The organism is Bradyrhizobium sp., from assembly GCF_035570375.1.
In the GTDB taxonomy this organism is placed as follows: Bacteria; Pseudomonadota; Alphaproteobacteria; order Rhizobiales; family Xanthobacteraceae; genus Bradyrhizobium.
The window spans coordinates 17482-28875 of sequence record NZ_DATMLW010000235.1 but is presented as its reverse complement, the minus strand read 5'-3'; the positions used below and the strand labels follow the sequence as shown (position 1 = coordinate 28875).

13 protein-coding genes are annotated in these 11394 nt (G+C 59.5%); 5 read left to right on the top strand and 8 right to left on the bottom strand.

The annotated features are described in order from the left end of the window. On the bottom strand, positions 1-240 hold a 240-nt coding region (locus VNX23_RS25540), incomplete at its 3' end, for a YbhB/YbcL family Raf kinase inhibitor-like protein (RefSeq protein WP_414643077.1). A 343-nt stretch (positions 241-583) separates the two neighbouring features. Between VNX23_RS25540 and VNX23_RS25535 the strand changes: the two genes are divergently transcribed. Then, the gene (locus VNX23_RS25535; RefSeq protein WP_325634341.1) at positions 584-1075 is read left to right on the top strand and encodes an RNA polymerase sigma factor; all 492 of its coding nucleotides are present in this window, start codon (positions 584-586) and stop codon (positions 1073-1075) included. Positions 1076-1221: 146 nt separating this feature from the next. Next, positions 1222-1998, top strand: a complete 777-nt coding sequence (locus tag VNX23_RS25530; RefSeq protein ID WP_325634340.1) for an anti-sigma factor — start codon at positions 1222-1224, stop codon at positions 1996-1998. Positions 1999-2054: 56 nt separating this feature from the next. On the opposite strand, the gene VNX23_RS31145 is transcribed toward VNX23_RS25530, so the two are convergent. From VNX23_RS31145 to VNX23_RS25515, 3 genes are all read right to left on the bottom strand, one after another. Beyond that, positions 2055-2180 carry an amidase family protein gene (locus VNX23_RS31145; RefSeq protein ID WP_414643079.1) on the bottom strand — a complete coding sequence of 42 codons (126 nt, stop codon included), beginning with the start codon at positions 2178-2180 and terminating at the stop codon, positions 2055-2057. 239 nt (positions 2181-2419) lie between these two features. After that, positions 2420-3163: a DUF3800 domain-containing protein gene (locus tag VNX23_RS25520; protein WP_325634339.1), complete on the bottom strand. Its 744-nt coding sequence runs from the start codon at positions 3161-3163 to the stop codon at positions 2420-2422. A gap of 84 nt (positions 3164-3247) precedes the next feature. Continuing rightward, a complete protein-coding gene (locus VNX23_RS25515; RefSeq protein ID WP_325634338.1) occupies positions 3248-3640 on the bottom strand; it encodes a hypothetical protein in 393 nt (130 codons plus the stop codon). A 405-nt stretch (positions 3641-4045) separates the two neighbouring features. Between VNX23_RS25515 and VNX23_RS25510 the strand changes: the two genes are divergently transcribed. Continuing rightward, complete coding sequence (locus VNX23_RS25510; protein ID WP_325634337.1) at positions 4046-4927, top strand: ArdC family protein; 882 nt, start codon at positions 4046-4048, stop codon at positions 4925-4927. A gap of 315 nt (positions 4928-5242) precedes the next feature. Continuing rightward, entirely contained in the window at positions 5243-5866 is a 624-nt protein-coding gene (locus VNX23_RS25505; RefSeq protein WP_325634336.1) for a tyrosine-type recombinase/integrase, read from the top strand. Between the two features lie 333 nt (positions 5867-6199). On the opposite strand, the gene VNX23_RS25500 is transcribed toward VNX23_RS25505, so the two are convergent. The 4 genes from VNX23_RS25500 to tesB all read right to left on the bottom strand — a co-directional run bounded on the left by VNX23_RS25500 (position 6200) and on the right by tesB (position 9973). Then, positions 6200-7645, bottom strand: coding sequence for an ammonium transporter (locus VNX23_RS25500; protein WP_325634335.1), 1446 nt, complete (start codon positions 7643-7645; stop codon positions 6200-6202). Positions 7646-7681: 36 nt separating this feature from the next. After that, on the bottom strand, positions 7682-8020 hold the full coding sequence (locus VNX23_RS25495; RefSeq protein ID WP_325634334.1) for a P-II family nitrogen regulator: 339 nt from the start codon (positions 8018-8020) through the stop codon (positions 7682-7684). Positions 8021-8479: 459 nt separating this feature from the next. Further along, positions 8480-8818: a P-II family nitrogen regulator gene (locus tag VNX23_RS25490; RefSeq protein WP_325634333.1), complete on the bottom strand. Its 339-nt coding sequence runs from the start codon at positions 8816-8818 to the stop codon at positions 8480-8482. Between the two features lie 294 nt (positions 8819-9112). Further along, positions 9113-9973 carry an acyl-CoA thioesterase II gene (gene tesB / locus VNX23_RS25485; protein WP_325634332.1) on the bottom strand — a complete coding sequence of 287 codons (861 nt, stop codon included), beginning with the start codon at positions 9971-9973 and terminating at the stop codon, positions 9113-9115. A 197-nt stretch (positions 9974-10170) separates the two neighbouring features. Between tesB and VNX23_RS25480 the strand changes: the two genes are divergently transcribed. Then, the gene (locus VNX23_RS25480) at positions 10171-11391 is read left to right on the top strand and encodes a ubiquinone biosynthesis hydroxylase (RefSeq protein WP_325634331.1); all 1221 of its coding nucleotides are present in this window, start codon (positions 10171-10173) and stop codon (positions 11389-11391) included. Positions 11392-11394: the final 3 nt, after the last annotated feature.

Here is an 11394-nt window from a genome sequence, read left to right as displayed (position 1 = left end):
CGCGTCCGGATCGTACATGGTGACGGCGAAGCTCTTTGTCCCGCTCGGCGCTCCATCCCAACTCAACGGGGGAGAGAGGTTGTCTCCGGTGCAGCCGAAGCCCTTGAATACCTGTTCGTTGGCAATGGTACCGCCGTCCTTAATGTCGGGGCTGGTCAAGGTCATGCTTTGCGCATTCGCCACACTCGAACCGAGCGCGCCAATACCAAGTACCGCAATCCAAAGAGCGAATTTAGTCACCGCAATTCCTCCCTTTATATTTGCCGAGATTGTTCGGGTTTCCCCGGCTCGACGCAGGTGGTTTCATTTCTGCGAAAACGCCCAGCATGTCCAGGAAACACGCCCCCGCCGCCGTGCCGTGTGTCGATGAGTTGATCAATGATGTGTGACATTCCCATCGTGCCAACGTCAGCGAAGCGCCACTATCGCACCGGGTCAGACGTGTCGGTTGCGTGGATTGGTTATCTTGTTAGCCGTGCAAAGTTTGACGGCCGGAATAGGGGCGTCATTTCGGTGTTACATTCTTCAACCGTCCGCACCGCCGACCCCGACGCCGGGCCGACCAAGCCAAGATCGAGGTCAAATGACCACTGCGTTTCGTCAGAGTGTCGAAGCCATGATTCCGGCCCTGCGGCGGTACGCCCGCGCGCTCGCGCGCGACGCCGACATTGCCGACGATCTGGTGCAGGACACGCTGGTGCGGGCACTGCGCTCCGAACGGCTGTTTCTCGGCGGCGACGTCGGCAGCTGGCTCTACACCATCCTGACGAACCTCAACAAGAACCGCCGGCGATCGCTGGCGCGGAGACCGAAATTCATGCCGCTGCTCGACAACAATCCCGACGCCAGCGGCACCGAGGCGGAAGGACGCGACATCGCCCGCGCGCTGGCGACCCTGGTGGAGGAGCAGCGCTCGGTGCTGCTGCTGGTGATGCTGGAAGGCTTGAGTTATCGCGAGGTCGCCGACATTCAGGGAGTGCCGGTCGGCACCGTAATGTCACGGCTTTCGCGGGCGCGGGCCCATGTGAAAGCCTCACTGGAGGGCGAACGCCCGGCGCTGCGGCGGGTGAAATGAAGATGCGCAGGTTTGTAAACGATCTCGGGATTATAAACGATCCGATGAGACGATTTGAAACACGGCGGATGCATTGTCTCTCTCCCCTCCGTCCCTTCCCAGCGAACGACGGGCGCGGAGAAAGTTTCTACTGAAAGACAACGACCATGAGTGAACAAAAGATAGCCATCACCGAAGACGAACTGCACGCCTATGTCGACAACGAGCTGCCGGCGGAACGACGCGGCGATGTCGAGGCCTGGCTCGCCGCGCATCCGGAGGCTGCCGAGCGGGTGCAGTCGTGGCGCGCGATGGCGGAGGCCCTGCATGCGCGTTACGACTCGGTCGCCGACGAGGCGGTGCCCAAGCGACTCGAGATCGAGCGGCTGCTGCCGAAGCCGCGCACATGGGTGTATGGCGCGATCGCCGCGACCTTGGCGGCGTTGATCGGCGGTGGCGTCGGCTGGATGGTGCGCGGCATATCCACCTCGCCCTCGGCCTTTCAGAGTTTCACGGTCGATGCGCTCGGCGCTCACCGCCTCTATGTCGTCGAGGTGCGGCATCCGGTCGAGGTGTCGGGAAACGATCGCGCGCATCTGCAGCAATGGCTGAGCAAGCGCTGCGGCTGGGACGTCCGCGCACCGGAGTTGGACACAACCGGGTTGAAGCTGCTTGGCGGCCGGCTCTTGCCCGGCCCCACCGGACCTGCGTCTTTTCTGATGTATGAAAGCGCCTCCGGCGAGCGCTTCACGATCTACGCGGCGCGCGGGGCGACCGAGACCACGCAAATGCGCTACGCGACGCAGGACAATAATGGCGCGCTATTTTGGGCCGACCGTGGCGTGGGTTACGTCGTGAGCGGCAGCACCGACCGCGAGCGCCTGACCCAGATCGCGCATCTGGTGTATGATGAATCGGAAAAAAGCGGTACAGCAAAAGACTGAGCCGGCGGATGAGGCGGCGGAAGTTGCCGACGAGGACGGCGTTGATGGCGTCGCCCTCACGGTGCTAAAGGTAATTGCGCACAACAGGCGGAAGGGATTCGGATCGAGCCGCCGCAGTCATTGCCTGCAGCCATCGGTACTACGCCTGAGACGCCTTCCTCAAAGCTGCAGTTGCTTACTATGCGAGCCTAGGCGTGACCGTCGAACGCGTTGCCTGCATAGTCAGGGAGAGCATCACTACATGCCACGGTCCGGCTTACGGGCGCGGCTCGACGCCCATCGCGCGTCCTTGCCACAGCCGTCATCTTGGACGTCGGCGCACTCTCAAGGTTATTCTCAGCCGCCATCTTGGTGCTCGTAGCGTTCGAGGGTTTTACCTATCATCTTGATCACACTGCATCCCCACATTCATGGTGCGCTTTCAGGCGGGTGGCCGATCATGAAACCCGGTCGCGACAAACCCGCGATGGGGGAGGCTTTCGCAGATGATCTTGACCATCGTATCCGTTTCGTAAGTGGCGCTTCCTTCTTCTTTGGCCTTCAACAGGCCAACGCCATCCCTGCGGGAATAAAACGCCAATACGTCGGCAAGTTGAATAGCACGGCAATTGCTTTTTGGAACAAATGATATTGACCATAGCACGTTCTGAAGACCGTAATGTTCGCGAACGTAACCAAACTCTTCTTCTGCCTGCGGGTTGTTTTCGTGGCCACATTCTAAAATCAGTGCGACGCCTTCGGTATGAACCGCGCGTCCAATCCTGATATCGCGCAGTATCCAATCAACAATGACCTGAAAGCAAAACGTATAGGGCGTAACTGTGCGCCGCGCAGGCGTTCCAGAGGCTCTATAACCTGCATGCTCCTCATAACTGCCCTTTAGAGCAGACATGCTCAACCCCATCATCAAATGGCGTCCAGAAACTTGGCTAATTCGGGCAACGAAAGCTTGTTTTTGTAAACGCGTCCAACCTTTGAATTGTCCGTCCGTGTCGTGAAGCTCTTTAGCGTGCAGTATCGAGACCTGCCTTTCTGCGAAATAGGGCTCGACCTCGGCTTCAAATTTCTGCCAAGCGTCCTCTCTGGCAATATAACCAGCGATAGTCGTGATCGGATTTTGAGGATCCTTACCACTGTCGTCCAAATAGCAAACGAGCACGATCACGCATCTCCCATGTGCCCGGAGGCACCAATTGACGCTGCCTGCTCCATCTAGGCTGATTGAAGTGGCGGTTTCACCTTGTCTCGATTAGACAAGCTCATCGTGGCCTTCATCGTAGTCGTCAACAATCTGAAAAAATTCGGCGAGTGACACGATCTGCAATGTCGGTGGAATGACCGGGCGTAGTTCACTGCGCTTTTTTAGGATGCGATTGTCGTGCGTGATGAAGTAGCCGCAACCTGTCTCGACGGCTTCGGAGAGATGCGAAGCATCTGCTGCATGCGTACTCGGATCAGCATTCCCCTGCAAAATTCTTGCGAGGCGTCGACGCTCTTCCTGCTGGCCGCTGGTCAGTCCGGGTCGCAAGTTGAATATCTGCGGAAGGACGGCGACTTGAACGTTTGATGGCGTTTTGGGATTTTGAACTTCGTTGCGCACCCCTGCTGCGACGACGACGATCAACTCTTGGGCGTCCGACATCGCACAAAATCTCCGCACCAAATCATCGCGGGCGCTACCATCAAGGTCGAGAGCATTCGCGTCGACGCCTATGTTTGTCCTGCGAGGGTTGAGAGGCATAGGACCATTCTGGAATGGCACGCGCTTTGTCATAAGGTTTTTCTCGGCCTGCACCTGCCAATATCTGCCACAACGTTACCATGGGCCGCGACCCCGCGTGCAGAGCTTAACAAAAGATTAACGACCAAAAATCGGTCCTACATATTTCCAGGCCATGTCTTCGCGCGCGCGAGACCGGGGGCCTGTCCATGCCCCCGGGGGGATAGATTTTGCGCCCATCAGCCTGACCAAACTTTGAAGCCTTGCCCGTCGCGCCAATGGCATGCGGCCAATCGTGGTCGCGTCAGCCATAACAGCGAGGCGAGGATGAAACGTGATCTCTACGCTGTGGTATCAGCGCGCATTATTGCGGAGTTAGAAGCCGGAGCAGCCCCGTGGGTCAAGCCTTGGTCTGCAACCCCGGGTGTGAATACCCCGTGCAATGCCGTGAGCAACCGGCCCTACTCAGGGTGCAACGTCGTTTTGTTGTGGATGGCGCAGGCGGCTGGTTATCGCACGCCGCGCTTTCTAACATTTAAGCAGGCCTTGGAGTTGGGCGGCAACGTTCGCAAAGGCGAGCGCGGCAGCAAGGTCTATTTCGTAAAGCAGCTTCAAGTTCGGGACGAGGGCGCGGACGACAACTCTTCAACGCGCCTTGTCCCGATGATGCGGGAGTACACGGTTTTCAACGTCGACCAGTGCGAGAGACTGCCCGATAGCGTCAATACCGGGAAGCCGATGCGGGTTCGTAATCCCGACACGCGCGATGAACTTGCCGACGCATTCCTGCGGTCAACTGGCGCGGACATACGAGAAGGCCACGGGGAGGCTTACTACATACCGAGCCGAGATTTCATCTCGATGCCCGCGTTCGCCGGGTTCAAGGGCGCGGATCATTTTTACAATGTCGCATTCCACGAGTTGACGCATTGGACGGGCCACAAGTCGCGCCTTGATCGGGATTTGAAGAACCGGTTCGGTTCACGCAACTACGCAGCCGAGGAATTGATTGCGGAGTTGGGTGCGGCGTTCTTGTGTGCGGAATTTGGCTTTGATGGCGACGTGCGCAGCGCGGGCTATATCGCTTCGTGGATTGAGCTTCTGAAGGCTGACAAGCGGGCATTTTTTACAGCCTGCAGCCATGCCTCCAAGGCTGCGGACTACCTGCGCGGGCTGGCCCTTGCCGAGCCAGATGAAAGGGTGGCGTGATGGCACCGCACCGCGAGCCAATCCACGACGTTCACCTGCTGACCGGCGTCAACATCGAGGTGTTCTACGCCGACCGCACGCTGGAAACGTTCGGCAGAGGCGGCGCTGGTTGGTTTTGGTGGCCGCGACGACGCGGCTGTTCGCCAGACGGTCCAGCGACTGGTCCGTTTGCTACGAGTTATGCAGCGTATCGCCACGCGGGACAAGTCAGCAAGGCCGCTGGTACCTCAGCACTGCCTGGCTTGTGTAATTACCACGGACGACTGCTCGTAAAATACTCTTTGTACGATCAGTGACACTTAATTGGAGGCTAGAATGTCTGAAAAAATACATCTGCGGCTGGTTTCGCCAACCACCAAAAAACGAGCAGTGAACTTAAAGCGACTGCGAAACGCTGAATATCGCAGCCGTGAGCACCTTACTCCGGCAGAGGTGCGCAAGCTGATCGAGGCAGCAAGGGGTAACCGGCACCGCCTTCGCGATGGCACAATGGTGACGCTCTGCTACCGGCATGCGCTGCGAGCTTCCGAGGTGTGCGAATTGGAATGGTCGCAGGTTAGTTTCGATGAAGGCACACTGTATGTGCGGCGGGCGAAGAACGGAAAGCCAAGCACGCATCCGCTACGCGGCGATGAATTGAGAATGCTGCGCAAGATCAAGGCTGATCAACAACCGGCGTCATCATTTGTCTTCACAAGCGAGCGAGGTGGACCGTTCTCACCAGCGAGCTTCAATTGGATGGTTAAGCGTGCCGGTAAAAACGCAAACCTGCCGTTCCAGGTACATGCCCACATGCTCAGGCACAGCGCCGGCTACAAGCTCGCCAATGACAATCACAATCTGCGAGCCATTCAAGATTGGATGGGCCACAAGCAAATCTCGCACACCACGCGCTACACCGAATTAAGCCCGAACAAGTTCCGGGACTTTTGGCGCTGAAGGTAATCTGGGCCAGAGGCGCGCCGGCTCGATCGGTGTCACTTGAAATGTCACTTGAGAGGCTGACTTGGGTTGAGACGGCGTGATATTCGGGCGTTTGCGCGAACGCAATAAGCCCCTCTTTTGATTGGCTTTATTACACTTTGAGACGATCTGAAAACCGCGATCCCTAAGACGCGATTAACCATCGACCGGAGCCGCGATCCAGACCCTCGGATTGCGAAAAAAGAAAGGGGCTCCAACTTGCGCTGGAGCCCCTCAACGGTCGGGGCATTGCCGGGTATGTGCCCAAACCGTAGTTCTGGGCGCGATCCCTCGCGCCCTCGGGAGAACTCACATGTTGTAGGCCCGCTCGGTATGTTCGGTGATATCGAGGCCCTCGCGCTCGGTTTCGACGTTGGCGCGCAGGCCGACGACGACGTCGACGATCTTGTAGATGATCGCTGATCCGACACCCGACCACACCAGCGTCGTGCAGACGCCCCAGGTCTGAGAAACCAGCTGCGCGCCGAACTCGTAATCGGCGATCTTGCCAGCCACGTAGTCCATGATGCCGGTGCCGCCGAGCGCCGGATTGACAAGAATGCCGGTGCCGATCGCGCCGATGATTCCGCCGATACAGTGGACGCCGAACACGTCGAGCGAGTCGTCATAGCCGAACGCGTTCTTCACCACGGTGACAAAGAACAGGCACACCACGCCGACAAGGAGGCCAAGCACGATCGCTCCCATCGGGCCGGCGTAACCGGCGGCGGGCGTGACCGCGACAAGTCCGGCCACGGCTCCCGAAATGGCGCCCAACACCGAGGGATGACCCTTGAGCATCCATTCGGCGAACATCCAGGACAGTGCGGCTGCCGCCGTGGCGACGAACGAATTCGTCATCGCGAGCGCGGCGCCGCCGGTGGCTTCAAGATTTGATCCCGCGTTGAAACCGAACCAGCCGACCCAGAGCAGCGAGGCGCCGATCATGGACATGGTCAGCGAATGCGGGGCCATCAGGTCCTTGCCGTAACCGATGCGCTTGCCGATGATCAGCGCGCCGACGAGACCGGCAATGCCGGCATTGATGTGCACCACGGTGCCGCCGGCGAAGTCGATCGCGCCCTTCTTGTAGATCCAGCCGGCGTCGGCACTGACCTCGGCAAGCTTGGCTTCGGCTGCAGCCTTCGCTGCCGCGTCACTTCCGGCGGCCGCGATCGCCTTCACCGCATCCGAGATCGCGTCCGGCCCAGCCCAATACCAGACCATGTGCGCGATCGGGAAATAGACCAGCGTCGACCAGAGCGGGATGAACAGGGCAACGGCCGAAAATTTCATGCGTTCGGCAAACGCACCGACGATGAGGGCAGGCGTGATGGCCGCAAACGTCATCTGGAAGCAGACGTACACCAGCTCGGAGATGTTGGCGTCGACGCTGAACGTGGCGGCCTTGGAGTCAGGCGTCACACCCATCAGGAAGGCCTTCGAGAGGCCGCCGATGAAATCGTATCCGCCCGAGAAAGTGAGGCTGTAGCCGTAAAGCGCCCAGATGATGGTGACGATGCAAACGGTGTAGAACACCTGCATCAGCACCGAGAGCATGTTCTTGGTGCGAACGAGCCCGCCGTAGAACAGCGCCAGGCCGGGAATTGTCATCAACAGCACCAGCACTGTCGAGGTCAGCATCCAGGCGTTATCGCCCTTGTTGATGGTCGGCTCCGCATAGGCAGCGCTGGCGGCGAACAGGCCGGTTCCGAGGGCTACTACTCCCGCGCTATGGGCGCGCTTGAACTTCATTGGTTTACTCCCGATTGGAAAGGTTTGATCGCGAAATCAGAGTGCCGCGGCATCTGCTTCGCCGGTCCGAATGCGAATCGCGTGGTCGAGGTTGATGACGAAGATCTTGCCGTCGCCGATCTGACCGGTCTTGGCCGCGGATGTGATCGCCTCGATGGTCTTGGCGACCTGGTCGGACGCGACCGCGACCTCGATTTTGATCTTGGGCAGGAAACTTACTGCGTATTCGGCGCCGCGATAGATTTCCGTGTGGCCCTTCTGCCGGCCATATCCCTTGACTTCGGTGACCGTCAGGCCGTGAACGCCGATGGCGGTCAACGCGTCGCGGACTTCTTCAAGCTTGAACGGCTTGATGATCGCCATAACAATTTTCATGAGCCCTGTTCCCCGCTTGGGCTCGGCCCAGACCCGACCGAGCGTTCCCGAATGACGTCACCACGCGGAGAAGTTCACTACGCGGGCACAGCCACTGCGCGTAGAATCAAATGCCGTGCCAGAAGGGTGGAAACCTCCTAACGAATTAAGAACGTGGAGCTTTTCGGGCTTTGCCCGATTGGTCCACAACCGCCCCTTTCGGCCCCGCCCAATGGCTAGGCAGTGCTGTGCATCATCTAGGCAAAGGAGTTCGCAGCACTTGATCATGCTCAATGGAATAGCAGTCGAGCGGTAATGAAGTAAAGGTCGCTTCGCTTCTACTGCAAGGTTCGGAATCGACGCAGCCAATCTTGCTGCACGATACGAAAGCGCCCCCATGTGGCGTTCCCCACCCTGCTGTTGATTTTTGTGATTGCCGGCCAGGCGCCGTTGCCCGCAAGCGATGGAAGTGGCGAGAGGCTAGAGCGCGTCGCTATCGGTTTCGCCCGTCCGAATCCGCAACGCATGATCAATCGGCGTCACAAAGATCTTGCCGTCGCCGATCTGCCCGGTGCGTGCGCTGGAGGTGATGACTTCGACCGCCTTGTCGGCGATGTCGGACGAAACGGCGATCTCAATGCGCAACTTCGGCAGAAAATTCACGACATACTCGGCGCCGCGATAGATTTCCGTGTGCCCCTTCTGGCGGCCGTAACCCTTGACCTCGGTCACGGTCATGCCGTGGACGCCGATAGCGGTCAGCGCCTGGCGGACTTCGTCCAGTTTGAAGGGTTTGATAATGGCGACGACGAGCTTCATGTTCAGGCCTTCATTTCCCGGGATTGCGAAAGTCGGTCAAGCCCTGATTTGCGCGAACTTCAAGTGTGGCATCTTTCTTCATAAATGGCACAAAAAGTTGCACTTTGACCGAAAAACAATGCGAACAGCGGCAATTGCCATCGTTATACAGACGCCAGGATTACTCGGGCGAGGTGCCGCCGTCCTGGTTCTGCGGTAGGGCAGGTCGCTCGTCGCGGCAGCGGCTAAACTTTTGTTTCGACGCGTGTTCTCGGCAAAGAGGCTCCCGGCCTGTCGGCGATTACGAGGACGCCGTCACCTGCGCTCGCGAAGCGAGCCTTCCTGGGCGACAGAGGCGACGAGCGTGCCGTCCCGCTTGAAGATCATGCCACGGGTAAGTCCCCGCCCGCCCCGTGCGCTGGGTGAATCCTGGGCGTAGAGCAGCCATTCGTCGGCGCGAAACGGCCGGTGAAACCACATCGCATGATCCAGGCTCGCCGGCATCATCCGCCTGTCGAACAGCGTGCGGCCATAGCGCGCCATCGCCGCATCGAGCAGCGAAAAGTCGGACGCATAGGCCAGCGCACACATATGCAGCGCCGGATCGTCCGGAAGCTTCGAGGCGGTGCGGATCCAGACGTGGATTCGACCGTCCTCGATCTTTTGGCCGAAATAGCGACCAAGTTCGACCGGGCGCAGCTCGATCGGCCGGTCCGATTCATAGTAACGGCGAATGAATTCCGGCATATCGCGGAACATGGGCTGCTTGGATACTTCCTCCGCGGTGAGCTTCTCTGGCGGCGGAACGTCCGGCATCTTGTCCTGATGATCGAACGTGCCCGGCTCATCGATGTGAAACGACACCATGATCGAGAAGATCGCGCTGCCGTGCTGGATCGCCGTCACCCGCCTGGTCGTGTAGCTCTTGCCGTCGCGCAGCCGCTCGACCTCGTAGATGATCGGGATTTGCGGGTCGCCCGGCAGAATGAAATAGCAATGCAATGAATGCGGCAGCCGGCCTTCGACGGTGCGGCACGCGGCCACCATTGCCTGTCCGATCACCTGCCCGCCAAATACCCGCTGCCAACTCGTCTTCGGGCTGTTGCCGCGAAACAAGTTCACCTCGAGAGGTTCGAGGTCGAGAATGGAAATGAGGTCGATCAATCCTTTGGACATCGAAACACTTTCAATTTCCCTCGTCATGCGAGGGTACGGCAAAGTCTCGAAATTCCCCCCGTCGGGGCGCGAAAAACGGGACCTTTGGGGTCCTCAGTGGCCCGGAACGGCCATTGCTGGGTATAAGGCCCTTGTTTCGCCCGCCTGTTTCGCCCAGCTATAATGAAGTGGCAAGGGTGCGAGTAAACAGGTCCAGTATGTCGGTCCAGAGAAGCATTGTCATCGGTGGCGGCGCATTTGCAGGGCTGGCGCTGGCTTTGGCGCTGCGCCAGGGGTTGGGCGCCGATGTTCCCATCATAGTCGCGGACCCGGCGCTCGCGACGCGGCCAAGCCGGGACCCGCGCGCCACCGCGATTGTCGCCGCGTGCCGCCGCCTGTTCGAGGCTATTGGCGTCTGGGATCAGGTCGCGGACCGAACCCAGCCGATCCTGGACATGGTCGTTACCGATTCCAAACTGCAGGATGCGACCCGTCCTGTGTTCCTGACCTTTACAGGCAATGTCGAGCCGGGCGAGCCGTTTGCCCACATGGTGGAAAACTGCGATCTGATCGACGCACTGGTCGAACGCGCCACGACCGAGGGCATCGATCTTCGCAAGGATGCGGTGACGGATTTTGCCACACCTGGCGACGCCATCGATGTCACGCTCGCGGACGGCAGTGTGGTCGAGGCAGGCCTTCTGGTGGCCGCCGATGGCGCGCGATCGAAATTGCGCGAGCGCGCCGGCATTGTCACCCATGGCTGGGACTACGATCAATCCGGCATCGTGGTCACGGTCGGCCATGAGCGCGACCATCAAGGCCGCGCCGAGGAACATTTCCTTCCCTCCGGCCCGTTTGCGATCCTGCCGCTCACTGGAAGACGCTCGTCGCTGGTCTGGACGGAAAGACGCGCCGAGGCCGCACGCATCGTCGCGCTCGGCGAAGCGGAATTTCACGGCGAACTCGAGCAGCGCTTTGGCCTGCATCTCGGCGAGATCAAGGCGCTCGACAAGCCGCGCGCCTTTCCGCTCGGCTATTTTGTTGCGCGCTCGTTCATCGGAGAGCGATTGGCGCTGGTCGGCGACGCCGCGCATGTGATTCATCCGATCGCAGGGCAGGGGCTCAACATGGGCCTGAGAGATGTTGCAGCGCTTGCGGAAGTTATCGTCGATGCGGCGCGGCTTGGCAGCGATATCGGACAGGCCGACGTGCTCGAACGCTATCAACGCTGGCGCCGCTTCGATACCATGGCGATGGGATTTGCCACCAACTCGCTCAATCTCTTGTTCTCCAACGAATCGACCCTGCTTCGCGCCGTGCGCGATATCGGACTCGGGCTCGTCGATCGCATGCCGCCTTTGAAGAACATGTTTATCCGCCAGGCTGCCGGTCTCGTCGGCGAGGTGCCGCGGCTGCTCAAGGGCGAGGCGCTGTAGCCA